Annotated in this window: 23 protein-coding genes; 12 read left to right on the top strand and 11 right to left on the bottom strand. The window is 72.3% G+C overall.

The features are described 5' to 3' along the window. The first annotated feature begins 600 nt into the window (after nucleotides 1–600). Complete coding sequence (locus FB470_RS19050) at nucleotides 601–2,214, top strand: L-lactate permease (protein ID WP_306993356.1); 1,614 nt, start codon at nucleotides 601–603, stop codon at nucleotides 2,212–2,214. On the opposite strand, the gene FB470_RS19045 is transcribed toward FB470_RS19050, so the two are convergent. Continuing rightward, a complete protein-coding gene (locus FB470_RS19045; RefSeq protein WP_306993354.1) occupies nucleotides 2,195–2,824 on the bottom strand; it encodes a nicotinamide mononucleotide transporter family protein in 630 nt (209 codons plus the stop codon). The two genes, FB470_RS19050 and FB470_RS19045, sit on opposite strands and share 20 nt — an antisense overlap. 248 nt (nucleotides 2,825–3,072) lie before the next feature. Here FB470_RS19045 and FB470_RS19040 point away from each other — a divergent pair, with 248 nt between their 5' ends. The 5 genes from FB470_RS19040 (at nucleotide 3,073) to FB470_RS19020 (ending at nucleotide 7,916) form a co-directional block, all read left to right on the top strand. Then, entirely contained in the window at nucleotides 3,073–4,284 is a 1,212-nt protein-coding gene (locus FB470_RS19040; protein WP_306993353.1) for a PucR family transcriptional regulator, read from the top strand. 140 nt (nucleotides 4,285–4,424) lie between these two features. Further along, complete coding sequence (locus FB470_RS19035; protein WP_306993351.1) at nucleotides 4,425–5,345, top strand: ACP S-malonyltransferase; 921 nt, start codon at nucleotides 4,425–4,427, stop codon at nucleotides 5,343–5,345. Beyond that, complete coding sequence (locus tag FB470_RS19030) at nucleotides 5,342–6,319, top strand: beta-ketoacyl-ACP synthase III (RefSeq protein ID WP_306993350.1); 978 nt, start codon at nucleotides 5,342–5,344, stop codon at nucleotides 6,317–6,319. The genes FB470_RS19035 and FB470_RS19030 overlap by 4 nt, the downstream gene beginning before the upstream one ends. 62 nt (nucleotides 6,320–6,381) lie before the next feature. Further along, entirely contained in the window at nucleotides 6,382–6,627 is a 246-nt protein-coding gene (locus tag FB470_RS19025) for an acyl carrier protein (protein ID WP_306993348.1), read from the top strand. 41 nt (nucleotides 6,628–6,668) lie between these two features. Beyond that, nucleotides 6,669–7,916 carry a beta-ketoacyl-[acyl-carrier-protein] synthase family protein gene (locus FB470_RS19020; protein ID WP_306993346.1) on the top strand — a complete coding sequence of 416 codons (1,248 nt, stop codon included), beginning with the start codon at nucleotides 6,669–6,671 and terminating at the stop codon, nucleotides 7,914–7,916. 60 nt (nucleotides 7,917–7,976) lie between these two features. Here FB470_RS19020 and FB470_RS19015 read toward each other — a convergent pair whose 3' ends face one another. Together FB470_RS19015 and FB470_RS19010 are read right to left on the bottom strand one after the other, a co-directional pair. Then, nucleotides 7,977–8,561: a hypothetical protein gene (locus FB470_RS19015; RefSeq protein WP_306999360.1), complete on the bottom strand. Its 585-nt coding sequence runs from the start codon at nucleotides 8,559–8,561 to the stop codon at nucleotides 7,977–7,979. Nucleotides 8,562–9,803: 1,242 nt separating this feature from the next. Beyond that, nucleotides 9,804–10,295, bottom strand: a complete 492-nt coding sequence (locus tag FB470_RS19010) for a DUF3145 domain-containing protein (RefSeq protein WP_306993344.1) — start codon at nucleotides 10,293–10,295, stop codon at nucleotides 9,804–9,806. Between the two features lie 315 nt (nucleotides 10,296–10,610). Between FB470_RS19010 and FB470_RS19005 the strand changes: the two genes are divergently transcribed. Beyond that, the gene (locus FB470_RS19005; protein ID WP_306993343.1) at nucleotides 10,611–11,957 is read left to right on the top strand and encodes a hypothetical protein; all 1,347 of its coding nucleotides are present in this window, start codon (nucleotides 10,611–10,613) and stop codon (nucleotides 11,955–11,957) included. Here the strand turns inward: FB470_RS19005 and FB470_RS19000 are convergent. After that, entirely contained in the window at nucleotides 11,954–12,793 is an 840-nt protein-coding gene (locus tag FB470_RS19000) for an alpha/beta fold hydrolase (RefSeq protein ID WP_306993342.1), read from the bottom strand. The genes FB470_RS19005 and FB470_RS19000 overlap by 4 nt on opposite strands. A 43-nt stretch (nucleotides 12,794–12,836) precedes the next feature. Beyond that, entirely contained in the window at nucleotides 12,837–14,231 is a 1,395-nt protein-coding gene (locus FB470_RS18995; RefSeq protein WP_306993340.1) for a dihydrolipoyl dehydrogenase family protein, read from the bottom strand. An 84-nt stretch (nucleotides 14,232–14,315) separates the two neighbouring features. On the opposite strand from FB470_RS18995, the gene FB470_RS18990 reads away from it, so the two are divergent. After that, nucleotides 14,316–15,344, top strand: a complete 1,029-nt coding sequence (locus FB470_RS18990) for a histone-like nucleoid-structuring protein Lsr2 (protein WP_306993339.1) — start codon at nucleotides 14,316–14,318, stop codon at nucleotides 15,342–15,344. Nucleotides 15,345–15,415: 71 nt separating this feature from the next. Here FB470_RS18990 and FB470_RS18985 read toward each other — a convergent pair whose 3' ends face one another. Beyond that, nucleotides 15,416–16,741, bottom strand: coding sequence for an NtaA/DmoA family FMN-dependent monooxygenase (locus FB470_RS18985; RefSeq protein ID WP_306993336.1), 1,326 nt, complete (start codon nucleotides 16,739–16,741; stop codon nucleotides 15,416–15,418). Further along, nucleotides 16,738–17,844, bottom strand: coding sequence for an LLM class flavin-dependent oxidoreductase (locus FB470_RS18980; RefSeq protein ID WP_306993334.1), 1,107 nt, complete (start codon nucleotides 17,842–17,844; stop codon nucleotides 16,738–16,740). The genes FB470_RS18985 and FB470_RS18980 overlap by 4 nt, the downstream gene beginning before the upstream one ends. Nucleotides 17,845–17,934: 90 nt before the next feature. Between FB470_RS18980 and FB470_RS18975 the strand changes: the two genes are divergently transcribed. Further along, entirely contained in the window at nucleotides 17,935–18,345 is a 411-nt protein-coding gene (locus tag FB470_RS18975; protein WP_306999358.1) for a secondary thiamine-phosphate synthase enzyme YjbQ, read from the top strand. Here the strand turns inward: FB470_RS18975 and FB470_RS18970 are convergent. Next, complete coding sequence (locus tag FB470_RS18970; protein WP_370876498.1) at nucleotides 18,330–19,364, bottom strand: ABC transporter permease; 1,035 nt, start codon at nucleotides 19,362–19,364, stop codon at nucleotides 18,330–18,332. The two genes, FB470_RS18975 and FB470_RS18970, sit on opposite strands and share 16 nt — an antisense overlap. Nucleotides 19,365–19,469: 105 nt before the next feature. Here FB470_RS18970 and FB470_RS18965 point away from each other — a divergent pair, with 105 nt between their 5' ends. Next, nucleotides 19,470–20,171 carry an HAD family hydrolase gene (locus FB470_RS18965; protein ID WP_306993333.1) on the top strand — a complete coding sequence of 234 codons (702 nt, stop codon included), beginning with the start codon at nucleotides 19,470–19,472 and terminating at the stop codon, nucleotides 20,169–20,171. A 158-nt stretch (nucleotides 20,172–20,329) separates the two neighbouring features. Here the strand turns inward: FB470_RS18965 and FB470_RS18960 are convergent, their stop codons facing one another. Together FB470_RS18960 and FB470_RS18955 are read right to left on the bottom strand one after the other, a co-directional pair. Further along, the gene (locus FB470_RS18960; protein WP_306993331.1) at nucleotides 20,330–22,081 is read right to left on the bottom strand and encodes a proline--tRNA ligase; all 1,752 of its coding nucleotides are present in this window, start codon (nucleotides 22,079–22,081) and stop codon (nucleotides 20,330–20,332) included. Nucleotides 22,082–22,458: 377 nt separating this feature from the next. Next, nucleotides 22,459–23,199, bottom strand: a complete 741-nt coding sequence (locus tag FB470_RS18955) for an IclR family transcriptional regulator (RefSeq protein WP_306993329.1) — start codon at nucleotides 23,197–23,199, stop codon at nucleotides 22,459–22,461. 101 nt (nucleotides 23,200–23,300) lie between these two features. On the opposite strand from FB470_RS18955, the gene FB470_RS18950 reads away from it, so the two are divergent. Beyond that, nucleotides 23,301–24,584, top strand: coding sequence for an MFS transporter (locus FB470_RS18950; protein WP_306993327.1), 1,284 nt, complete (start codon nucleotides 23,301–23,303; stop codon nucleotides 24,582–24,584). Further along, a complete protein-coding gene (locus FB470_RS18945; RefSeq protein WP_306993325.1) occupies nucleotides 24,581–25,471 on the top strand; it encodes a 2-hydroxyacid dehydrogenase in 891 nt (296 codons plus the stop codon). The genes FB470_RS18950 and FB470_RS18945 overlap by 4 nt, the downstream gene beginning before the upstream one ends. Here FB470_RS18945 and FB470_RS18940 read toward each other — a convergent pair whose 3' ends face one another. After that, nucleotides 25,472–25,675, bottom strand: a complete 204-nt coding sequence (locus tag FB470_RS18940) for a hypothetical protein (protein WP_306993323.1) — start codon at nucleotides 25,673–25,675, stop codon at nucleotides 25,472–25,474. Between the last annotated feature and the right edge of the window lie 77 nt (nucleotides 25,676–25,752).

The raw sequence follows: 25,752 nt of genomic DNA, 5'->3' as shown, positions 1-25,752 counted from the left end.
CTTCGCGACCGGCTGCGTGACCTCGAGGCCGCCGACACAAGCTCGAGGGCCATCGAGAACTACGGCAGCTCGGTCCGCCGACGGGCACTCAAGCAGTGGTGCAACTGGCTACTCGCCGAGGAACAGACCGAAAATCGCCAACCCACCGGGTAACTCCGGATGCGACAGGCCGACAGGTACGCGCACACGGGCCAGCTGTGGCTTGGCGAGACAACCGGGGCCCGCTGACCGCGAACGGCATCGCCCACGTACCCCGGCGCCGCGGCAACAAGGAGGGGGTCGCAGGTTCGAACCCCGCTGCGCCCACACAACTGCGGTTGACCGGCACGAACCCGTCCCGGCCAGGGGCTCACCCGCTACCTCCGCAACCGGCAGGCCGACAGGTACGCGCACGCGGGCCGGCGCCGTGTTCATCCACGTCACACCCCGGGAGCTGTGGCCGGCGAGGTGACGTCGCGGTCGGTTGCCGGGATGCGCGGGCCCCCTAGCCGCGCACATCTCGATCAGTGGAACACGCCGCTTGACCACCCCCGCGCGGCACAGGACCATTCCACCTCACTGTTCGGAAGATCACTTCCGCGATGTGGAATCGAGGTCGGCATGTTCGTGCAGGAGCTCGCCCCGCTGGCCGGTTCACTCGGCCTGTCCGCGCTGGTCGCGGCGCTACCCCTGGCCACCGTCCTCGTGCTGCTGGGCGTCGTGCGCATGAAGGCCCACCACGCGGGCCTGATCGGCCTGCTCGTCGCCCTGGTCGTCGCGATCACGATCTACGGCATGCCCGCCGGCCAGGCGGTCTCCAGCGCCTTCCAGGGAGCCGCGTTCGGCCTCTTCCCCATCATGTGGATCGTCGTCAACGCCCTGTGGATCTACCGGATCACCGTCCGCACGGGCCATTTCGACGTGCTCCGGCGGTCCTTCGGCCGGGTCTCCGACGATCCGCGCATCCAGGCCCTGATCATCGCGTTCTGCTTCGGCGCCCTCATGGAGGCGCTGGCCGGGTTCGGCGCGCCCGTCGCGATCAGCTCGGTGATGCTGGTGGCGCTCGGGTTCACCCCGGTGCGGGCGGCGGTCGTCGCACTGGTCGCCAACACCGCGCCGGTCGCGTTCGGCGCCATGGGCACACCGGTCGTCACGCTGGCGCAGGTGACCGGGTTGCCGCTGGGCACCGTGTCGTCGATCATCGGCCGCCAGACGCCGATCCTCGCGTTGTTCGTGCCGCTGCTGCTGGTCTTCATCGTCGACGGGCGTCGCGGACTGCGGGAGACCTGGAAACCCGCGCTGGTGTGCGGCGTCGCGTTCGGCGTCGTGCAGTTCGCGGCCTCCAACTTCGTGTCCGCCCAGCTCGCCGACATCGGCGCGGCCCTCGCCGGCGCGGCCGCGCTCGTCGCCCTGCCCGCGGCGCGCACACCGGCACGCGAAGAGGTCCGCACCTCCGTGCTCACCGGTGCCGCCACCGAAACGCTCGACCGGCCCGAGGACCGCGGCGAGGTCGTCCGCGCCTACCTGCCCTACGCGCTGATCATCGCGATCTTCTCGATCGGCCAGCTGCCGCCGGTCAAGCGGCTGCTGGACGCGGCGACGTGGAAGTTCGACTGGCCCGCGCTGTCGGTGGCGAACTCGTCCGGCAAACCGGTCTCCGGCAACACCTTCTCGCTGCCGTTCCTCAACACCGGTGGCACCCTCGTGCTCGTCGCCGGCGTCCTCACCGCGCTCTTCCTCCGCGTCAGGGCTCGCGACGCCGCGCGCGAGTGGGGCGGAACGGTCCACGAACTGCGCTTCGCGATCCTGACCGTGACGAGCGTGCTCGCGCTGGCCTACGTGATGAACCTGTCCGGCCAGGCCACCACGATCGGCTACTTCATCGCGGGAGCCGGGGCGGGCCTGGCGTTCCTCTCGCCCGTGCTGGGGTGGTTCGGGGTCGCCGTCTCGGGATCCGACACCTCGGCCAACGCGCTGTTCGGCGCACTGCAGGTGACCGCGGCGCACCAGGCCGGGCTGCCGGCCGAGCTGCTCGCGGCGGCCAACTCCTCCGGTGGCGTGCTGGGCAAGATGATCTCGCCCCAGAACCTCAGCATCGCTTGCGCCGCGGCGATGCTGCCCGGCGAGGAGGGCACGCTGTTGCGGAAGGTGCTGCCGTGGAGCGCGGGACTGCTGGTGGTGATGTGCCTGATCGTGGTGGCGCAGGCCACTTTCCTCAGCGGGATGCTGCCGTGAGCTCCGGGCGCGTGGCGGCCGCGCGGTGCCAGCTCCACCAGCCGTGCACGACCAGCACGGCGAACACGAGGTAGATCGCCGCCGAGAAGTACAGGCCCGACGAGATCTGCAGCGGCACGCCGATCGCGTCGACCACCAGCCACACCAGCCAGAACTCGACCAGACCGCGCCCCTGCGCCGCGAACGCCACCAGCGTCCCGACGAAGATCGCCGCGTCCGGCCAGGGTGCCCACGACGCGTTCAGCGCGTCGAGCACCAGCGCCATGACCACGGTGCCGGCGACGAACGCGGCGGCCATCACGACCCGCTCGACCGCCCGGCCGCCCCGGACCACCACCCCGTACACCGGGTCTCGGCGCCGCGACCAGGCCCACCAGCCGTAGACCGAGATCAGCAGGATCGCCACCTGCCGGGCCGCGAGCCCGCCCAGGTGAGCGGAGGCGTAGACGGCGAAGAGCAGGACGGTCGCGCCGACCTGCACCGGCCACGTCCACAGCGTGCGCCGCTGCGCGAGGAACACGACGGCCAGGGCGCACAGCTGCCCCACCAGCTCCGCGATGGAGATCCACTGCCCGAAAACGGACAATCCGTGCTGCAACAGAACGTGCATGGCGCCTCCCGTCCGACAGGTCAACCTGCCACGGATCGACCCCATTCCTTCACGCGGGGTGAGGCTTGCTACATCGTTCGAAAATTACTTGCACGATCGGGTGAGAACACTGGCGGAAAAAGATCCACAAGGTCCATAGTGGACGTACCGGTGGGGACCGGGGAGATGAGGCCGCCCGGCGCTGCGAGAACCGCGATGCGCCGGGCGGCCTCGCGTTCACCGGGCGGCCGGTTACAGTCTGAGCTGCGATGACCCAGACCAATGGCAGGCGGCCGGCCAAGCACCACGGCCTCTCGGCGAAGACGCTGCGCCGGCTGGAGCACGCCTCCGGGCGGCTCGCCTCGGCCAGTGTCGCCGCGATGGAGCAGCGCCTGCCGTGGTTCGGCCGGCTCCCCGCCGAGCAGCGGGCCAGCATCCTGCTGATCACCCAGACCGGCGCGGCCGGGTTCGTCGACTGGCTCCGCGACTCGCAGGAGGCCCTCAAGCTCACCACCGAGGCCTTCCGCGGCGCACCCGAGGACCTGTCCCGGTGGATCAGCCTGCGGCAGGCCGTCGGTCTGGTGCGGCTGGCGATCGAGGTGTTCGAGGAGCAGCTGCCGGAATTCGCCGCCACCGAGGCCGAGCACGCCGCGCTGATCGAGGGGATCCTGCGCTACGGCCGCGAAATCGCGTTCGCAACGGCCAACTCCTACGCGGCGGCCGCCGAGGCCCGCGGCGCGTGGGACGCCCGGCTGGAGGCGCTGGTCGTGGACGGCATCGTCCGCGGCGACGCCGAGGAGGCCGTGCTGTCCCGGGCCGCCGCGCTGGGCTGGGAGCCGTCGGCGATGGCGACCGTGCTCGCGGGGGCACCGCCCTCGGACGACCCGCCGACGGTCGTGTTCGAGGTGCGGCGCCTGGCCGCCCGGCTGGGCCGCCCGGTGCTGCTGAGCGTGCAGGGATCGCGGCTGATCATCGTGGTGGGCGGCCCGACCGACGGCGACGCCAAGCAGAAAGAGGTGCTCGCCAAGCTGGCCGGCGCGTTCGGCGAGGGTCCGGTGGTGGCCGGGCCGACGGTCGGCAGCCTCGCCGAAGCCCACCGCAGCGCGGCCGAAGCGCTGTCCGGGCTGCGGGCCGTGGTGGGCTGGCCGGGCGCGCCGCGTCCGGTCCGGTCGTCGGACCTGCTGCCGGAGCGCGCGTTGTCCGGCGACGCCGAGGCGGAGCGGCTGCTGATCGAGGAGATCGCGCAGCCGCTGGAGGCCGCCGGGCCGACCATGCTGCAGACCGTCGACGAGTACCTCGAGTCCGGCGGCGTGCTGGAGACGTGCGCGAAGAAGCTGTTCGTGCACCCCAACACGGTGCGGTACCGCCTGCGCCGCGCGTCCGAGCTGACCGGCCGCAACGCGACCGAGCCGCGGGACGCACTGGTGCTGCGGGTCGCGCTGACGGTCGGCAGGCTGGCCAGGGCCCGCGGCCTGTGGTGACCGGTTTCACTTCCCGCCTGCCCGGAATCGACAACACATCAGCGCTGGACGGGGGCCCGCGGGCGGCATTTTTGTAGGCCCTCTACAAGATCGCCGCTCGGACTTGGTGACCGGCGGCATCCCGGCCACGCCGGAGCAGGATGTTCCCTAGAGGCGTGACAGCAGTGCTCGCTCCCGGACAGGGCTCCCAAGCGCCCGGCATGTTCTCCCCGTGGCTCGAACTCGACGGCACCCGCGACAAGCTCGCGCGCTGGTCCGAGCGCACCGGGCTCGACCTGGTCCACCTCGGGACCGAGGCCGACGCCGAGACGATCCAGGACACCGCGATCACGCAGCCGCTGATCGTCGCGCTCTCGCTGCTGGCCTTCGACGCCCTCGGCGACGTCCCGCACGACGCGCCCGTCGCCGGGCACTCCGTCGGCGAGCTCGCGGCCGCCGCCGCGGCCGGGGTGCTCACCGCCGAGGAGGCCGTGGCGCTGGCCGCGGTCCGCGGCGCGGAGATGGCCAAGGCGTGCGCGATCGAACCGACCTCGATGGCCGCCGTGATGCTGGGCGACCCGGACGAGGTCGTCGCGTGGCTGGAGGGCCAGGGCCTGACCGCGGCCAACCGCAACGGCGCCGGCCAGATCGTCGCCTCGGGCGCGGCCGACGCGATCGAGCGCATCGTCGCGGAGCCGCTGGAGGGCACGAAGGTCCGGCAGCTCAAGGTCGCCGGCGCCTTCCACACCCGCTACATGGCCCCCGCCGAGGAGGCCCTGCGCGCGCACGCCGCGTCGATCACGCCGAAGGACCCGGTGCGCCCGCTGCTGTCCAACGCCGACGGCACCGTCGTCACCAGCGGCGCCGAGTACCTGGAGCGCCTGGTCAAGCAGGTGACCCGCCCGGTGCGCTGGGACCTGACGATGGACGGTCTCGTCGAACTGGGCGTGACCTCCACGGTCGAGCTGCCGCCGGCCGGCACGCTCACCGGGCTGGTCAAGCGCCAGCTCAAGGGCACCGTCACGCAGACCGTCGCGTTGAAGACCCCCGCCGACCTGCCCGCCGCGAAGGAGATCCTGTGAGCCCGGTGTTGCACCAGAAGCAGGGACCGGCCGCCACGCGAATCCTCGGCGTCGGCAGCTACCAGCCGGACCGCGTCGTCACCAACGACGACCTGTCTCAGATCATGGACACCAACGACCAGTGGATCCGCGAGCGGGTCGGCATCGTCGAGCGCCGCTTCGCCGAAAAGGACGAGCTGCTGGTCGACATGGCCGTCAAGGCGGGTCACGCGGCGCTGGCCGACGCGGGCCTCGAACCGGCCGAAGTGGACACCGTGATCGTGCCGAACTGCACGATGCCCTCGCCCATCCCGAACGCCGCGGGCCAGGTGGCCGACCGCATCGGGATCAAGGCGGCCGGCGCGTTCGACCTCAACGCCGCGTGCGCCGGGTTCTGCTACGGCCTCGGCGTCGCCTCCGACCTGGTGCGTGCCGGCTCGGCGGGCAAGGTGCTGGTGATCGGCGCGGAGAAGCTGACCGACGTGGTCGACCCGGTGGACCGCGCCAACGCGATCATCTTCGCCGACGGCTCGGGCGCGGCCGTGGTCGGTCCGTCCGAGGAGCCCGGCATCGGGCCCGTCGCGTGGGGCAGCGCGGGCGACCTCGTCGACACCATCTACATGCGCGAGCACCGCTACATCTACCAGGAGGGCCAGTCGGTCTTCCGATGGGCGACCACGCAGATCGCACCGATCGCGATGCGGGCGGTCGAGCTGGCCGGGCTGCAGCTGTCGGACGTCGACGTGCTCATCCCGCACCAGGCGAACCTGCGCATCGTGGACGCGATCGCCAAGCGCCTCAAGGCGAAGGGCGCGCGGGAGGACCTCGTCGTCGCCGACGACATCGTGCACTCCGGCAACACCTCGTCCGCGTCGATCCCGATGGCGCTGGACCACATGCGGAAAGCGGGCACCGTCAAATCGGGTGACGTGGTGCTGATGGTTGGATTCGGTGCGGGCCTGTCCTACGCCGGACAGGTCGTCATCTGCCCGTGATACCACTATCGCCGGCAGGCGCGGGCCTGCCGGTATCAACCCCTCAGAAAGGAAACACCACCGTGGCGGACAAGCAGGAGATCCTCAGCGGCCTCGCCGAGATCGTCGAGGAGGTCGCGGGTGTCGCGCAGGACGACGTGAGCCTGGAGAAGTCCTTCGTCGACGACCTGGACATCGACTCGCTGTCGATGGTGGAGATCGCGGTGCAGGCCGAGGACAAGTTCGGGGTCAAGATCCCGGACGACGAGCTGGCCAACCTCAAGACCGTGGGCGACGCGGTGGACTACGTGTCCGCCAACGCCAAGTAACGAGCTGATACATCTTCGTCCGAACCTCGGGGAGACTCCTCATGAGCAACATCGACGTCGTGATCACCGGGATCGGCGCGACGACGCCACTCGGCGGGGACGTCGCGTCCACGTGGGAGGGCTTGCTCGCCGGCCGCAGCGGCATCCGGCGGATCGAGGCCGACTGGGTCGAGCGGTTCGACCTGCCGGTCAAGATCGGCGCCACGCTCGCCGAGGATCCGGCGGAGAAGCTGCCGCGCGTGCAGGCGCGCCGGCTGGACCGGTGTGAGCAGATCGCGCTCATCGCCGCCCGGCAGGCGTGGGCCGACGCCGGTTTCGAGCAGCCGTCCGACGAGCGCACCGACGTCGACCCGGAGCGGCTCGGCGTGTCCATCGGCACCGGCATCGGCGGGCCGCTGACGCTGCTGGCGATGGACGACCTGCTCGAGCAGGAAGGCATCCGCAAGGTCTCGCCGCTGACCGTGCCGATGCTGATGCCGAACGGGCCGGCCGCGCACGTCGGGATCGACCTCAAGGCCCGGGCCGGGGTGCACTCGCCGGTTTCGGCGTGTGCCTCCGGTGCCGAGGGGATCGCCAACGGCTACCAGATGATCCAGAACGGCCGGGCCGACGTCGTGGTGGCGGGCGGTGCGGAGTCGTGCATCCACCCGATCACCGTGGCCGGGTTCGCCCAGGCCCGGACCGTGTCGACTCGCAACGACGAGCCGGAGCGGGCGTCGCGCCCGTTCGACACCGATCGCGACGGGTTCGTGCTCGGTGAGGGCGCGGGTGTGGTCGTGCTGGAGCGGGCCGACCGGGCCAAGGCCCGCGGCGCGCGGATCTACGGTCGCCTGGCGGGGTACGGCATCACGTCGGACGCGCACCACATCACGGGCAACCACCCGGAGGGCATCGGCCAGATCGCCGCGATGGCCAACGCGATGACGATGGCGGGTCTCACCTCGGCCGACGTGGGGCACGTGAACGCGCACGCGACGTCCACGGTGGTCGGCGACATCGGCGAGGCCAACGCGATCCGCAAGGCCGTCGGCGAGCACCCGGTGGTGACCGCGCCGAAGTCGGCCCTGGGTCACCTGGTGGGTGGCGCCGGGGCGGTCGAGGGCATCCTCACGCTGCTGTCGATCTACCACGGGCTGGTGCCGCCGACGCTGAACCTGGAGAACCTGGACCCGAAGGTCGGGCTCGACGTGGTGGCGGGTGAGCCGCGCAAGGTGGAGCTGACCGCGGCGATGAGCAACTCGTTCGGTTTCGGCGGGCACAACACGGCGCTGCTGTTCACCGGCGAGTGAGTTCGGGCTGTCCGGACCCCGGCCCCCGTTTCGCGGGCGCCGGGGTCCGTTTCTTCGTGGTCAGCAGCGGGACAGTTCGGGTGTGTTGGAGCCGGTGACGGTGTCGACCTTCCACGCCGAGGATTCGAGTGTCACCGGCAGGACGAGCCGCCAGTGCACGCAGGGTTCGGGGAGCTCGGCCGGGGCGGACTTCTGGTCCTGGGTGCTGGTGAACCCGACCAGGACGCGCATTTCCTTGTCGTTGACCGCGTCGATGCGGTAGACGAGGATGCTGCCGTCGCGGGTGGTGCTGTAGTCGGCGAGCCACGTGCTGCGCGGTTTGGCCTGGGAGCGCTCGCGCGTGACGGCCGTTTTCCACAGGTCGTAGTCGCGGTTGTTGATGGCGTCGAAGTAGGACTGCAGCAGCGTGCGGACCGCGGCGTTCTGCGGGTGGGCCGCGGCGTCCGGGGTGAGCTCGACGGTGCCGGGGCCGGGTTGCTGTTCGAGGGGCCGGGCAGCGGATGACTGGGCGAGGATCGCGTCCGGGGTCGTCTCGGGGAGCCGGTAGAGCTCGCGGGCCAGCAGCCCGCCACCGACCATGATCGACACCACGACGATGACGACCGGCGCGAGCCAGCGCGGCCGCGCAACGGGGGGCGCCGACATGGCTGTCACATCGGCAGCGTAGTAGTGATCGTTACGGAGCGCTGTGCCACGTCGGAGGCGTGTTGGGGCCCCTCTTTTGCGGTAGGACGAGAGCCTCATGCGGGTGACCATCGAGCGCTGGGCGCGATCGTGCTGCTACTCGGCTGGCTGTGCGTGGAGCGATGTGCGTGGTTGGCTGTGCGGGGTTTGCGGTGGGTGGTTGGCATGGTCGGCCCGGGGTGGGACGGCAATGAGGCGCTGTGCGTGGTTCGCGGTGCATGGCTGGCTGTGCGTGGCTCGCCGTGCGTGATCAACACGATCGGCCCGGTGCGGGACGGCAACGAGGTGCTGTGCGTAGTTCGCTGTGCGTGATCAACAGGGTTGGGCCGGTGTGGGACCGAAACGAGGCATGGCCCGGTCGGCGGGCGCCGTCGGGGAGGGCGCGAACGTGCCTCTCGCGGGGGCATGAACGGTCCATTCATTGGTGCGCCTGCGTCCCTCGAGCGCCGGTGCCAGTCGTGTCCGAGCCGATGTGCCTCTCGCGGGGGCATGAACGGTCCATTCATTGGTGCGCCTGCGTCCCTCGAGCGCCGGTGCCAGTCGTGTCCGAGCCGATGTGCCTCTCGCGGGGGCGTGAATGGACCGTTCATCGCCCCACCACCGGCCGCGACGCACAGCCGCCACTGGCGACCACGCGAAGGCGCCGCTCACGCAGGCGTGAACGGACCATTCAACGCCCCACCACCGGCCCCCGCGCCCAGCCACCACTGGGGACCACGCGAGGCCGCCACTCGCAAACGCCCGAACGACCCGTTCACGGCACACGACGCACCCCCACGCGCAGGCGCCACTGGCAACGGCACGAAGTGCATCTCGCGCGCGTTCAAGCGGAGTATGCCGCCGCCGCGAAAGACGGGCAGTCGGCCGGCCCGGCAGACCTCAGCCATCAGGGAACCCGCCAAAGACCGCACCGGCGAACCACCAAGAAGCCCGCCAGCGAAGCCGAACGACCCCCGGCTAACCCGCCACAGGCATCCAAGCGAATCCGCCGAAGAACCGACCGGCGAACCCCGCCGAACGAGCCACTGGCGAACCGCGCCAAAGAACCGCCAGCGCTCCGACCGAAGGACCCCACCTAACCCAGCGAAGAACCCACCAGCAAGCCCACCAAAGGCGCATCAGCGAACCCACCAAAGGACCCACCGGCGAACCCACCAAAGGCCCATCAGCAAAACCTGCCGAAGACCCCCAAGAACCCGATCCTCACCCGACTCGGTGCAGCCAGGTCACGGGCGCCCCGTCCCCCGCGTGCCGGAACGGCTCGAGTGCCTCGTCCCAGCTGGAGGCCAGCAGTTCGTCCAGCCGGTGCGCCAGCTGCTCCGCCGCGCGGCACGTCGCGACCAGGGTCCGCAACTGGTCCTCACCCACGACGATGTCTCCGTTGGCGCTCGTCCGGCCGCGCCACAGGCCCAGCCCGGGCACGTAGCAGAACCGCTCACCGTCGACGCCGGTGCTCGGCTCCTCGGTCACCTCGAAGCGCAGCATCGGCCACGCCTTCAGACCGGACGCCAGCTTGGCGCCGGTTCCGGCGGGCGCGCTCCACGTGCACTCGGCACGAAGCTGCCCCGGGGCGGCGGGCTGCGCCGTCCACTTCAGATCCACTCGGGTACCCAGGGTGCCCGAAATCGCCCACTCGACGTGCGGGCACACCGCAGACGGCGACGAGTGGACGTAAACCACGCCACGGGTGCTCACTGCTGACCTCCGCTACTCGACGAGGGGCGTCTTCCCCTACGACCTCGCGAGCACCGGCACCGCCTGCCGTGCGCCTCCTTGACGTGACCATATTGTGCACCCCCTCCGTGGCATTTCGCCACAGGAACCTCAGAAGTCCCACCCGGGCGATCACCCGCGACCGACCACCCCGGGACCCGCGCGGACGGGTGACGGCGATCACCGTACATCACCGAACCGGCAGCAGCGGCGGGTGATTTTCACACCATCGAGTGGCGCGAGCCGCCCTGCGCGCTAGCGTATGGCCGCACGCGGACACGACCGGGGAGGTGCGGGGTGCGGCTGATCCGCCTGGAACCACAACCCTCGCGGGTCGCCGCGGACGTGCGGGCCGCGCTCGCCGCGCTCGGGCGCGGTGACGAGTTCGCGGGCGGCATCGCGCTCGCCGGGGCGCGGCCCCTGCCGGGCCGGCCGCCGGTCGAGGCGATCGTCGTCCTGCCCCGGCTCGTGCTCGTCGTCATCGGCGTCGACCTGCCGGACCCGGCCATCCGCCTCGAGGCCCCCCTCGCCGGCCAGTGGAAGGCCGACGGCTGGCCCCTGGTCGCCGACGGCCCGGCCCCCAACCCCGCCACGGACGCCCTCGCGCTCGCCGACGCCGTCACCGAACGGCTCCGCCCGGACGTCCCCGAGCACGTGCCGATCGCCACGATCATCGCCGTCGGCCCGTTCGTCGAGGAGATCGAACAGCCGGCGCCCGACCTCGCCGGCCACGTCCGGGTCCTGTTCCCGACGCAGAACAGCCTGCTGGCCGCGTTCGCCTCGCTCACCCCGGCACCGTGGCCGTGCACCCCGGCCCAGGCCCACGCACTGATCGGCAAGCTCGCGCCGGACGCCGGCCTCACCGGCGACATCCTCGCCGCGGAAGGCTTCACCGCGACCGAGGAGTCGGCCACCGAGAAGCTGCGGCCGGTGAAACCACGCGCCCGGCGGCAGCGCCCGCCGGAACCGGCCCGGGTTCCCCCGCTCGTCCCGCCCGCCGAAGTGACCATGCCGGTCCCGCGGGTCTCCACCGCCGCACCGGTCCGGAAGCCGCCCGCGCCGACGCCGGTCCCGTGGCGGCCGGTCGCCGTGATCGCCGTGGTGTTCGTGCTGGTGGTCGCCGTGGTCGTGCTGACGGTCACCGGTGGGGACGACGAACCGGCGACCGCCCCGCCCACCGCCACGACCGCGGTCGCCCCGGCGCGCGAGGCCGTGGCGGGCGTCGAGTTCACCAAGCGCGCCTCCGGCACCGAACGCACCTGCGCCGCCCGCGCCTACGGCGACCTCCAGGCGCGCCTGCAGGTCAGCGGCTGCGCGGGCATGGAACGCGGCAGCTTCGAGGCGCTCGTGGACGGCCGCGCCGTCGCGGTGTCCGTCGCCGTCCTCACCTTCGCCGACGAGCAGCAGGCCGCCGCGTTCAAGCAGCTCGCCGACACCCCGGGCAGCGGCGGGATCACCGATCTGGCGACCGAGACCCACCAGTGGACCCGCGAACCGGACCTCGACGGGGCCGCCTACCAGAGCGCCATCTCGGCCGCGGCCGTCCGGCTCGTCCTCGCCGCCTACCTGGACGGCCGGTCCACCCCGGACGACCCCGCTCTCCTCCGCGCCGCGGGCGCCGCGCTGGGCGTGCGGATCTCCTAACCCCCGGCCAGTGCCGCGACGAGGACGTCCTTCGCGTGGGTCCAGAGGAGAGCCCCACCGGCTCCGGCCACGACACGGCGCACGGCGCCGGGGATGCGCGACGTCAGCAACTCCCCCAGGTCCGGCGAATGGGTGCGGTCCGCCTCGCCGAACCACACCTCGACCGGTGTCCGGATGCTCGGCCAGTCCAGCGGCCACCTCGTCATCGCGAGGACCGTGTCGGTCGCGTAACCCGCGCCGTCGTTGGCGAACCCCTCGGCCAGTGCGGCGCGGAACGCGGCCAGGAAGGCCGGGTCGGTGTACACCGCACGGTCGGCCTGGCCGGCGCCGTCGACCACCATCCGTTCCAGGCCCTCGGGGCCGAGCGCGGCGAAGAGCGCCCGCGCCGCGGCGGGGTCGTCGCGGACCATCGTCACGACCTGCCGCACGGACGCGGGCAAGCGTGCGAAGACCCGGGGATCAGCGACCTCGTCCGCCGGGGACACCAGCAACAGCCGCGCCGCGTCCCCTCGCTCCGCGAGCGCGAGCCCGAACACCGCGGCCTGCGAGTTCGCCACCACCGGGACCGCACCGCCGAGCCGCGCGACCAGGCACGCGAGGTCCGCGGCGGTCGAACCGGCCGACCGCCGCGGATCGTGCGTCGAGCCGCCCAGACCGGGACGGTCCACCGTCACCAGCCGGACGCCGAGCTCGGCGAGATGTGCCGAGCCGAAGGTCATCGAACGGCCGGTGGCGGCACCGGCGAGGAACAGCACGGGCGTGCCGTCCGCGGGTGCGGTCGAGGACCAGGCGAGGGTGCGGCCGTCCGGCAGGGACAGTTCACGATCACTGGGCACGAGCGCAGCATCGATCACTCCCGCGCTGGCGGGCAAGGGAAAATCAGAGGCCGTACTCCTCGAGCAGCCGCAGCCACACCTCGCTGATCGTGGGGAACGACGGGACCGCGTGCCACAACCGCCCGACCGGCACCTCGCCCGCGACGGCGACCGTCGCTGAGTGCAGCAGCTCGGCGACGTCCTGGCCGACGAACGTGACGCCGACCAGCACCTCCCGCTCGGTGTCGACGATCATCCTGGCCTTGCCCGCGTAGCCGTCGGCGTGCAGCGACGACCCGGCCACCGCGATGTCGATGTCCACCACCCGGTGCGGCGCGCCGGGTTCCGGCTCGGTCAGCCCCACCGCGGCGACCTCCGGGTCGGTGAACACGACCTGCGGTACCGCGTAGTGGTCCGCGGTGCTGCTGTGCTTGCCCCACGGGCGGGTGTCCACCGGCTTGCCGGCCGCGCGGGCGGCGATCACGTCGCCCACCACGCGGGCCGCGTACTTGCCCTGGTGCGTCAGCAGCGCCCGGCCGGTGACGTCGCCCGCCGCGTACAGCCATTCGCCGTCCACTTCGGACACCAGCCCGCTGTCGTCGACGGTGAGCGGCTTACCGGGCGCGAGGCCCACGACCTCCAGCCCGAGGTCGTCGGTCGCGGGCCGCCGCCCGGTGGCCACCAGCACCTCGTCGGCCGTGAGAACCTGGCCGCCGGTGAGCTCCAGCCGGGCCGCACCGTCCACTTCGGAGGCACGCTCGAGGCCGGAGTTCGCGTGCACCCGGACGCCGTCCGCGCGCAGCCCCTCGGCCACGGCGTCACCGGCGAAGTCCGGGTACCGCGGCAACGGGCGCGGACCGGTGATGATCAGATCGACCTGCGCACCGAAGCGGGCCCACGCCTGCGCCATCTCGACGCCGACCACGCCGCCGCCGACCACCGCGAGCCGTCCGGGCACCGTGCTGCCGGCCGTGGCGTCGCGGGAACCCCAGGTCGGCACCTCGTCCAGTCCCGGGATCGGCGGGGTCTTCGGCACGCTACCGGTACAGACCACCACAGCGTGCCGCGCGCGCAGCACCCGGCCGCCGTCCACAGTGATCTCGCGCTCACCGGTGATGCGGGCGCGGCCGCGGATGGTTTCGATGCCGGCACCGCGGGCCCACTCGACCTGACCGCTGTCGTCGCCCTTGCTGGTGAAGGCGTCGCGGCGCTCGAACACCTTCACCGGGTCGAGGGCGCCGCCCACCGGCACGCCGGGCAGGCGGCGTGCCGCCGCGAGCGCGTTTCCCGGTCGCAGCAACGCTTTGCTCGGGATGCAAGCCCAGTACGAGCACTCGCCCCCGAACCGCTCCTGCTCGACCAGCGCCGCGGACAGGCCGCCCTTGACCGCCCGGTCCGCCGCGTTCTCCCCCACCGGTCCGCCACCGATCACGATGACGTCAAAAGTCTCCTCGGACATGGGCACAGCGCACACCAGCCCGGCGCCCAGCGCAAGTGGGACGGGTATTCTCGGCACGCGACTCGTGAGTACTGGAGGTAATCGGTGGCGAAGAACACCGCGGTGGAACTACTGGACGACCTGAACGGCGAACCGGCCGCGGAGACGGTGCGGTTCGGGCTGGACGGCGTCGAGTACGACATCGACCTCTCCGACTCGAACGCGGACGGCCTGCGTGAACTGCTGGGCACCTACGTCCGGGCGGGGCGCCGCACGGGTGGCCGCAAGCGCCCGCCGCGCCGCCTGACCCCGCCGAAGCGCGCCCGCCGGGCCAAAACCCCTGCCACCACGGCGAAAACCGCGGATCAGAAGGCTGCCCCGGCGCGGTCCACCCGCTCGGCCGGCGCCGAGGCGAAACGCACCCGCGCCGCGAAGCCGGCCGGGACCACGAGCGCTGCGGCGGCCACCGGCAAGCGGGTGAGCGCGAAGAGCGCCGCCCGGACCGCCGGACGGCAGACCGAGGCCGGCGCGAAGTCGGCTGGCAAGGCGACGGGGAAGGCCGGCTCCGCCGGCGCCAAGGCTGCCGGCGCGAAGCCGGGCGGTGCGAAGACGGCTGCGGCCAAGGCCACCGGCGCCAAGACCGCCACCGCCAAGTCCGGCGGCGCCAAGACCGCCACGGCCAAGACGGCGGCCACCCGGTCCACCGGCACCAAGGCGGCTGCTGCCAAGACCGCTACCGCACAGGCCACCGGCGCCAAGGCGACCGCCGCGAAGTCCGGCACGAAGCCGGCCGCCGCCGCGAGCCGGAAGACGGCGACGAAGAGCCAGGCCAAGGCGACCGCGAAGGCCGGCGCCGCGGGCACCGAAGCCAAGACGGCCACGAAGTCCTCGCGCGCCAAGGCGAAGCCGGCCACTCCGGCAGCGGCCGCCGAGAACACCGCCACCGCGAACAACGCCACCCCGAGCACGGCCACGCCGAAGCCGGCCACGGAGAACGGCACCACCACGAAGCCGGCCGCCGAGAACACCAGCGCCAAGAAGCCGGCCGCGAAGAAGGTCACCGCGGCGGAGAAGGCGCCCCGCAGGCCGGTGCGCAAGGCGCCGCCCGTGGTGTTCTCCGCGGCGGGCAGCTGACCAGCACCGGTACCGCCCCCACCCCGGCGCGCGGGCCGCGGCGGTGCCACACGGCGCCGCCGCGGGGCCCGCTACCCGACACCGAGGTGGTCCCGCAGCGTGGTGCCGCTGTACTCGGTGCGGAACACGCCCCGTTCCTGCAGCAGTGGCACCACCTTGTCCGCGAACGGGTCCAGCCCGCCGGGCGTGACGTGCGGGACCAGGATGAACCCGTCGCTCGCGTCCTCCTGTACGTAGGTGTTGATCGCCTCGGCGACGGTCCCCGGGGCGCCGACGAACGTCTGCCGCCCGCTGACCTCCACCACCAGATCGCGGATCGACAGCTTCTTCGCCTCCGCCAGCTCGCGCCACTCCCGCACCGTCGCCACCGGATCCCGGTACATGCGGGTCTGCGCGCGCCCCTTCGCCAGCTGCCCCGAGCCGACGACCGGTTCGACGTCGGGCAGCGGGCCCTCCGGGTCGTAGCCGGACAGGTCGCGGTTCCACACCTGCTCGAGGAACTTGATCGCGGTCTGGCCGCTGACCTGCTGGTACCGCACGACGTTCGCCAGCTCTTCGGCCTCGGCGTCGGTGTCGCCGAGCACGAACGTCGCCGCGGGCAGCACCAGCAGCTGGTGCGGCTCGCGCCCGTACGCGGCCATCCGGCGTTTCACGTCGGCGTAGAACTTCTGCCCCGCCTCGAGCGTGCCGTGGCGGGTGAAGATGGCGTCGGCCGTCGCCGCGGCGAACTCGCGCCCCTCGTCCGAGTCACCGGCCTGCAGGATCACCGGCCTGCCCTGCGGCCCGCGCGGCACGTTGAACCGGCCGGCGATGTCGAACTGCGCGTCGCGGTGCTCGAACGTCCCCGCGCGCGGGTTGCGCAGGAACACGCCGGACTCCTTGTCCGCGGCGATGTCGTCGTCGCCCCAGGAGTCGAACAGCTCGAACGCCGTCTGGAGGAACAGCTTCGCGCGCTGGTAGCGCTGCTCCTCGGGCAGGTAACCACCGCGGCGGAAGTTCTCGCCGGTGAACGCGTCCCACGAGGTCACCACGTTCCACCCGGCGCGCCCCTCGGACAGGTGGTCGAGGCTGGCGAACTGGCGGGCGACCTCGTAGGGCTCGTTGAACGTCGAGTTGATCGTGCCGGTCAGGCCGAGCCGGTCGGTGACGGCGGCGAGCGCGGCCAGCACGGTGAAGGTGTCCGGGCGGCCCACCACGTCGAGGTCGTAGATCTCGCCCGCGTGCTCGCGCAGCCGCAGCCCCTCGGCGAGGAAGAAGAAGTCGAACTTCGCGCGCTCGGCGGTCTGCGCGAGGTGCACGAACGAGGAGAACTCGATGTGGCTGCCGGCCCGCGGGTCGCTCCACACCGTGGTGTTGTTGACGCCGGGGAAGTGCGCGGCGAGGTGGATCTGCTTCATCGCATCGCTCCTGCGTACCGGTTCGCGGGGCGCTCGAGTCCGAGCAGGCCCCGCAGCGTGGTGGCCTCGTACTCGCGGCGGAATCCGCCGCGCTGCTGCAGTTCGGGCACCAGCCCGCGGGTGATGGCGGTCAGGTCGTGCGGCAGGGCGGCCGGCCGCAGCCGGAAGCCGGACAACCCGGCGTCGCGCCAGGCCAGCAAGTGGTCGGCCAGCTGGGCGGGGGTACCGGTGAAGATCAGGGCGTCCGGGGCGTACTCGGCGCGATCGTCCAGGCGTGCCCTGCGGTCGCGGGCGGCGCGCTCGGTCTCGTCGAGGAACACCACGACGTCACCGAAGACGAGCAGGTCCGGCCGCAACCCGTGGATCTCCGCGGACAGAGCCCGCGCCTCGTCGCTGTCGTGCGGGGTGACGAACACGAGGTCCGACGAGCGCGCGGCGAGGCGGTGGATCTCGGTGATGTGCGAGAGCACCGCGACCGGCGGCTGTCCCTGCGGCGGGCGCGGCGTGATCGACGGGCCCTTGACGCTGAAGAACCGGCCGGCGAAGTCGATGTAGTGCAGCTTGTCGCGGTCGATGAACCGGCCGGTGGCGACGTCGCGGATCTCGGCGTCGTCCTCCCAGCTGTCCCACAGCCGCCGCACCACCTCCACCCAGTCGCCGGCCTCCTCGGCCAGGTCGGGCAGGGGTACCGGGAACTCGCGGCGGCCGAAGTGCTTCGCGTCCTCGGCGCTGCTCGCGATCCGGACCCGGACGCCGCCGCGGCCGGACGAGACGTAGTCGAGCGTGGCGATCGCCTTGGACAGGTGGAACGGCTCGGTGTGCGTGGCGACCGCGGTCGGCAGGAACCCGATGTGCCGGGTCAGCGGCGCGACGCGGGACGCGACCAGCACCGCGTCCAGGCGCCCGTCCACCCGGTCGGTGCGCCCGTCCCGTGGCGCGCCCAGGGAGTCCTCGATCGTCACGAAGTCCAGGAGGCCGCGTTCGGCCTCGATCACCAGGTCGCCCCAGTACCGCGGGCGGAACAGCTCGTCCGGGCGCGCGTCCGGCTCCCGCCACGCGGCCGGGTGCCAGCCCGCGCCCTCCAGTGCCACCGCGAGATGCATGCCTCGCTCCTTTCGCCTCCACCCACTCCAGCGAACGGGTGGCGCGCGCTATTTCGCGTACCACCCGTTGGGACGCTTACGGTGGGAGGCATGTACTCCAAGGAGATCGAGGTGAACACCGGCGGCCGTGCCGTCGTGCACGACCTGACCAAGGAGGCCGGGGCGTTCCTGGCGGAGGCGGAGGCGGCCGACGGGCTGCTGCACGTCTTCGTGCCGCACGCCACCGCGGGCCTGGCGATCCTGGAGACCGGTGCGGGCAGCGACGACGACCTGCTCACCGCGCTGGACGAGCTGCTGCCGCGGGACAGCCGGTGGCGGCACCAGCACGGCAGCAAGGGCCACGGACGCGACCACGTGCTGCCCGCGCTGGTGCCGCCGTACGCGAGCGTGCCGGTGCTGGGCGGGTCGCCGGCATTGGGCACCTGGCAGTCGATCTGCCTGGTGGACACCAACATCGACAACCCGGTGCGGCACGTGCGGTTCAGCTACCTCGCCGGCTGAAGCTCCGGCGTTGTCACGGGCTCGGGCCGCTTCGCGCGCGGAGGCCAGAGGGCCACCACGAGCCCGGCCACCAGCATCGCGCCGAGCACCCAGATGCCGGTGGTGACATCCGGCGCGCCCGGCGTGCCCTGCAGCAGGCTGCGGGTGCCCTCGGTGGAGAACCGGAACGGCGTCCACGACCACAGCAGGATCCGGTAGGCCGGGTTCAGCAGCTCCGGCACCTGCCCGGCGACGTTCGGCGCGAGCAGGTACAACGGCCCGAGGATCGCCATCGCCCGGATGCCCAGCAGCCGCAGCAGGGCGGCCTGCACGGACGCGAACGCCGCCGCGGTCAGCAGGATGAAGCCGAGCACGTCCCATCCCAGCGGCAGCGACGAGTCCCACAGCGCGAGGAAGCCGGCGGCGACACCGGTGATCAGCACGGCGGTGGTGGCGACCTGGGTGAGCCGGGCCGCCGGGCCGACTCGCCGGCCGGCGCGTTCGCTGAGGACGACGAGCAGCGCGCCCGCGGCGAGGGCGCCGATCCAGGCGAGGACGCTGACCGCGAGCGGCGCGATCCGGCCCGCGGGGGTCGCCGGGTGCAGGGTCTCGACGCGCACCGGGGGCGCGGCCGTGCCGGTCGCCTGTGCCATCGCGGCCGCCAGAGCCTGCCCGGCTCCGGTCAGGGCCTGCTGCACGACCTGGGTGCCGCTCGGGTTGATGGCGCCGGAGACCACGACGCCGACCTGTCCGGGGCTCAGGTCCAGGACGCCGTAGACGTCCTTGTCCGCCAGCAGCCGCCGGCCTTCCCCCGGCGAGGTGACGCGCCAGCTCAACGCCTCGCCGCCCTGGGTCAAGACGCGTTGCGCGGCGGCTTTCAGCTGCGGCGGGCCGTTGTCGGGCACCGCGACCGCGACGGGTAGTCCGTGCGGCTCGACCGAGGCCTGCACGCCGACCGTGAGCAGTCCGAGCACCACCGCGATCAGCGCGCCGGCCAGGGCCGCGAGCCCGGCCGCGGGCCTTCGGGATGTTCCGGCCATGGGGACCTCCGGTTTAATTCTTCCTCCGTTGAATTCAGAGGGTAGACCGGTTCGGCGACAGAAGTCAACGCGTGATGAATAACGGTGTTGGTAGCGTCGGCGGACGTGACGAGCAGTGCGCACCGGCTGGTGCTGTGGGACATCGACCAGACGCTCATCGACCTGCGCGGAGCCGGCCGGGGCTGGTACCGGCAGGTGCTCGAGGAGGTGACCGGTGTCGCGATGACCGGGATGCCGGACTTCTTCGGCCGGACGGAACGGGCGATCACCGCCGAGGTGCTGACCCTGCACGGAATCGAGCCGACCGAGGACCTGATCCGGAAGATGTGGGCGGCGCTGACGGCGGTGTCGGAGCTGGCCCTGCCCGAGCTCGGCAAGCGGGGTCTGGCGCTCCCGGGCGCCGCGGCGGCGCTGGCCGCGGTGGCGGGCGCGGGCGGGGCGCTGCAGTCGCTGGTGACGGGGAACCTGCGGGAGATCGCGTGGCACAAGCTGTCCGCGTTCGGGCTGCACACGCACCTGGACTTCGAGATCGGCGGCTACGGCGACCTGTCCGCGCACCGGCCGGACCTGGTGGCGTACGCGGTGGACCGGGCGCAGGCCGCGCACGGGACGCCGTTCGAGCCCACGTCGGTGATCGTCGTGGGCGACACGCCCCACGACATCGACGCGGCCCGCGCGCACGGCGCGGTGGCGGTGGGGGTCGCGACGGGCCGCTTCGACTCGGCGGCGTTGCGCGAGGCCGGGGCGCACGTGGTGCTGCGCGATCTCAGCGACACCGACCGGGTGCTGGCCGCGGTGTTCGGCTGAGGCCGCTTCGCCACTCCCGACGACCGCGGCGCCTCAACCACCGCGCGGGCCGACAGCACCCAGCGCTCGCCGTGAACGGTTGTCGCCGGGCGGCCCTGCTGATCAGACAGGAACGGCCCGGCGCCATCCCGCGCCGGGCCGGTTCCGCGAAAGCTGTCTCAGCCGCGGATGAGCTTCACCAGGTGGTCGACCACCGCGTCGACCGCGATCTCCTCGCGTTCGCCCGACTTGCGGTCCTTCACCTCGACCACGCCCTTCGCCAGGCCGCGGCCCACCACCAGGATCGTCGGCACCCCGACCAGCTCCGCGTCGGCGAACTTGACGCCCGGCGTGGCCTTCCGGTCGTCCAGCAGGACCTGCACCCCGGCCGCGTCCAGGTCGGCGGCCAGCTTCTCCGCACCCGCCGCGATCGACTCGTCCTTGCCCGCGATCACGACGTGCACGTCGTACGGCGCCACCTCGCGCGGCCACACCAGGCCCAGCTCGTCGTGGCTCTGCTCGGCGATCACGGCCACCAGGCGCGACACGCCGACGCCGTAGGAGCCCATCGTGATGCGGACCGGCTTCGAGTCGGCGCCCAGCGCGTCCACCTGGAACGCGTCGGTGTACTTGCGGCCCAGCTGGAAGATGTGCCCGATCTCGATGCCGCGCGCCGCGACCAGGGTGCCCCGGCCGTCCGGCGACGCGTCGCCCTCTCGCACCTCGGCGGCCTCGACGAACCCGTCCGGACGGAAGTCACGGCCGGCGACGAGGTCGACGACGTGGTGGTCGGCCTTGTCCGCACCGGTCACCCACGCCGTGCCGGTGACCACCCGCGGGTCGACCAGGTAGCGGATCCCGTTGTCCTGCAACGCCTTCGGACCGATGTAGCCCTTGACGAGGAACGGGTTGGCGGCGAAGTCGGCCTCCTCGAGCAGCGCGACCTCGGCCGGCTCCAGCGAGGCTTCCAGCCGCTTCGGGTCGACCTCGCGGTCACCGGGGATGCCGATGCCGACGATCTGCCAGTCCTTCTCCCCCGGCTGGCGGACCTTCACCATCACGTTCTTCAGCGTGTCCGCCGCGGTGAAGGTGCGGCCCAGATCGGTCCGGGTGTTGAGGAAGTCGACCAGCGTCTGGATGGTCGGCGTGTTCGGCGTGTGGTGCACCTGCGCCTCGGGCTTGTCCTCGACGGACTGCTCGGGCGGCGGAGGCGTGACCACGGCCTCGACGTTCGCGGCGTAGTCCGAACCCGTGCTGCGGACGTAGGTGTCCTCACCGGTCTCGGCGACGGCGAGGAACTCCTCGGACGCCGAACCGCCCATCGCGCCCGACGTGGCCGCGACGATCACGTACTCCAGGCCCAGCCGGTCGAAGATCCGGATGTAGGCGTCGCGGTGCAGCTGGTAGGAGCGCGACAGGCCCTCGTCGTCGAGGTCGAAGGAGTAGGAGTCCTTCATCACGAACTCGCGGCCGCGCAGGATGCCCGCCCGGGGGCGCGCCTCGTCGCGGTACTTGGTTTGGACCTGGTACAGGATGACCGGGAAGTCCTTGTACGAGCTGTACTCGCCCTTCACGGTGAGGGCGAACAGCTCTTCGTGCGTCGGGCCCAGGAGGTAGTCGGCGCCCTTGCGGTCCTTGAGGCGGAACAGCGCGTCGCCGTACTCGGTCCAGCGGCCGGTCGCCTCGTAGGGCTCGCGCGGGAGCAGCGCGGGGAACAGGATCTCCTGCCCGCCGATCGCGTCCATCTCCTCGCGGACGACCTTCTCGATGTTGCGCAGCACCCGCAGGCCCAGCGGCAGCCAGGAGTACCCGCCCGGCGCGACCCGCCGCACGTAGCCGGCGCGCACCAGCAGCTTGTGGCTGGGAACCTCGGCGTCCGCCGGATCCTCACGCAGGGTGCGAAGGAACAACGACGACATCCTGGTGATCACTGGGGTGCTCCTCAAGGTTGCAACACGGTGTGACCAGGGTAGTCAACCGGGGCGCGGGCCCTTCAACCGGTTGTCCGCGCGCCCGCGCACCGCCGGGTGCCCGTGGACCGCGCCGGTCCGCGGCAGATGGCCGGTTCTGGTGCGGCCCTGCCCGAGGTGGCTCGTCGCATTGAGGCCGGGCGAACCTGGGCCGCGACGTGCGAAGGCACAGCTGATTACGGCCTGGGCGACCCCGGCCACCACGGTCGAACTCGCCGACCCCCCACGCCCGCCCCAACAAGGCGCACGACGCACGGCGCGCCCCACCGGAGACCCGGCGCCGAAGCGCCCGAGACCGCACCGCCGGCGAAGCCCCGCACCACAACCAGGGCCCAACGTCAACGAGGCAGCACGGCGCCCAGCTCACGCGCCGCGGCGCGGAGGGCCGGCACGAAGGCCTCCAGCTCACCCATGCTCATCCGGTACGCCGGCGCCGCGGTGGACAGGGCGGCGATCGCGAACCCGTCGGGCCCCAGCACGGGCACTCCGACGGCCCGGATCCCCGGCTCGTGCTCCTCGTCGGCCACCGCGTAGCCCCGCGCGCGCACCGATTCGACCTCTCGCGCGAACTCGTCCCGCGCGGTGATCGTCCGCGGCGCGAGCGGCGCCAGCTCGAGCTCCGAGACCAGCTCCTCCCGCCGCGGCGAGAACGCCACCAGGCACTTGCCCATCGACGTGCAGTGCAGCGGCCCCCGGCGGCCGGGCTCACCCCGGATCTGGATCTGCCGCGGCCCGTGCACCGAATGCACGTAGACCTGCTCATGCCCGTCCAGCACCGCCATCAGCGTCGGCTCGCCCGTCTGCTCGGTCAACGACCGCAGCACCGGCAACGCCACCCCCGCGAAACCCCGCGCGTGCGACACCCGCTGCCCCAGCTCGAACAGCCGCAACCCCAGCACGTACCGCTTCGACCCCGGGTCGCTGCGCGCGAAACCCTGGTCCTGCAAGGAACTCAGCAACCGGTGGGTCGTGCTCACCGGGTAGCCCGCCCGGCGGGCCAGCTCGGACAACCCCACGCCGTCCGGGTGCTCCCCGAGCAGGGACAGCACCCGCAGTGCCTTGCCCACCATGTCAGCCATGCACGGCCCCTTGACGTCGTCCGGTCAACACTCCACACTCTCCGGGCACCACAATACGGAATAGCTTTCCACATCACGGAAAGCACGGCAAGGAGGCCGCCATGGAGAGCCCGCCACTGGCCGGGACGACGACGCTCGGCAGACAGCGCTGGCTGCGCCTGATCCCGATCGTCTTCGTCACCTACAGCCTCGCCTACCTCGACCGCTCGAACTTCTCGATCGCCGCGGCCGGTGGCATGGCCGAGGACCTGGGCATCACGAGTTCGACATCGGGCCTCATCGGGGCCTCGTTCTTCGCCGGCTACTTCCTGCTGCAGGTGCCGGGCGTGCTCTACGCCGACCGCCGCAGCGTGCGCGACCTGATCTTCTGGTCGGTCCTCGCCTGGGGCGCGCTCGCCACCCTGCAGGGCCTGCTCAGCTCGGTGACGCTGCTGATCGTCGTCCGGTTCCTGCTCGGCGCGGTCGAAGCCGCCGTACTACCCGCGCTCGTCGTCCTGCTCGCCCGCTGGTTCACCAAGGCCGAGCGCGGCCGCGCCAACGCCTTCCTCATCCTGGGCAACCCGGTCACCGTCATGTGGCTGTCCGCCGCCTCGGGCTACCTGATCGAGGCCACCAGCTGGCGCGGCATGTTCATCATCGAGGGCGTCCCGGCCCTGATCTGGGCGTTCTTCTTCCGCGCGCAGGTGCGCGACCGGCCCGCCGACGCGCCCTGGCTCGACGCGGCCGAGCGCGCGGCCGTCGACACCGCGATCGCCGGCGAGCAGGCCGAGCTCGCCGAAACCGGCACCCGGCATCCCCTCGCCGAAGCGCTGCGCTCCCCCACCGTGCTGGTCCTGGCCGTGCAGTACCTGCTGTGGAGCGTCGGCGTCTACGGGTTCGTGTTCTGGCTGCCCTCGATCGTCAAGGCCGGCTCGTCCGCCGGTATCGGTGCCACCGGCTTGCTTTCGGCCGTGCCCTACGCGTTCGCCGTCGTCGCGATGCTGCTCAACTCGCGCAGCTCCGACCGGACGACCCGGCGCATCCGCTACGTCTGGCCGTCGCTGTTCGGCGGCGCGGTCACCTTCTACGGCTCCTACCTGGCCGGGCACGACGCCTTCTGGCTGTCGTTCCCGCTGCTGGTCCTCGCCGGGATCGCGATGTACGCACCCTACGGCCCGTTCTTCGCGATGATCCCGGAGCTGCTGCCCCGCCGCACCGCCGGTGTCGCCGTCGCGCTGGTCAACGCCGCCGGCGCGCTGGGTGGCTTCCTCGGCACGTATCTGGTGGGCTGGTTGCGCACCGCCACCGGCACCGACGCCGCGGCGTTCCTGATGCTGGCGGGCACGATGGCCGCCTCGGCCCTCGTCCTGTTCGCCGTCCGTCCGCCGAAGAGGAAGGTCGCATGACGCCTCGAGTTCTGCTGCCCTGGCCCGACATCGCCGTCCCCGACGGTGTCGAGGCCGCGGTCTACGACGGCACCGGCACCCCGCCGGACGTCTCCGCCGTCGAGTTCTACGTGCTGCCCTACGACAGCGGCCCCGAACCGCCGCAGCTGATCGCGGAGATGCCGTCCCTCAAGGCCGTGCAGTCCCTGTCCGCGGGGGTGGAGAGCCTGCTGCCCCTGATCCCGGAGGGTGTCACGCTGGCCAACGGGCGCGGCCTGCACGACCTCAGCGTTGCCGAGCACGCGCTCGCGCTGGTCCTGGCCGCCCAGCGCGATCTGCCGCGTTGGTTCCGGCAGCAGCAGACCGGCTCCTGGGACCGCGAGCACACCCGTTCGCTGGCCGACGAGCGCGTGCTGCTCGTCGGGTACGGCTCGATCGGCAAGGCCGTCGAGCGGTACCTCGTCGCCGGGGAGGCCGACGTCGTGCGCGTGGCGAGCACCGCACGCGAGGGCGTGCACGGCATCGGCGAGCTGCCGGACCTGCTGCCGGACGCGAGCATCGTGATCCTGGTGCTGCCCGGCACCCCCGCCACCCGTGGCGTCATCGGCGCCCGGGAACTGGCGGCGCTGCCGGACGGCGCGCTGGTGGTCAACGTCGGCCGGGGCACCGCGATCGACACCGCGGCCCTGACGGCGGAGGTCGCGGCGGGCCGCCTGCGGGCCGCGCTGGACGTGGCCGACCCGGAGCCGCTGCCGCCGGAGCACCCGCTGTGGCGGTTGCCGGGAGCGATCATCACCCCGCACGTGGCGGGCGGCTCCGACTCGTTCTACCCGCGGGCGAAGAAGCTGGCCGAACAGCAGCTGGCCCGCTTCGCCCGGGGCGAGCCGCTGGTCAACGTGGTGCGGTGATCAGGACGCCTGCGCGTACTCGACGACGTAGTCGGCCGTGCAGAAGCACTCGCCGTCGACCTCTTCGCACCGGACCGTCAGGCTGTGCCGCACCAGGTCGGTGTCGGTGCAGTCCGGTTCGGTGCACTCGACGGTGGCGTCGACGTGCAGGACGAGGGTGCCGTGGCAGTGGTCGAGGTCACGTGCGCAGCTGGGGCACTCCATGTCTGACACCTTCCGGGGATGGGCGTTGCGGCACCTTGGTACCACCACGCTTCACCGGAAGGTGGGAGGAGGGCCCC

Origin of the sequence: Amycolatopsis thermophila (genome assembly GCF_030814215.1) — a bacterium.
GTDB lineage: Bacteria > Actinomycetota > Actinomycetes > Mycobacteriales > Pseudonocardiaceae > Amycolatopsis_E > Amycolatopsis_E thermophila.
Note: the sequence above shows the minus strand (reverse complement) of the source record. Positions and strands in the feature narration are given on the sequence as shown.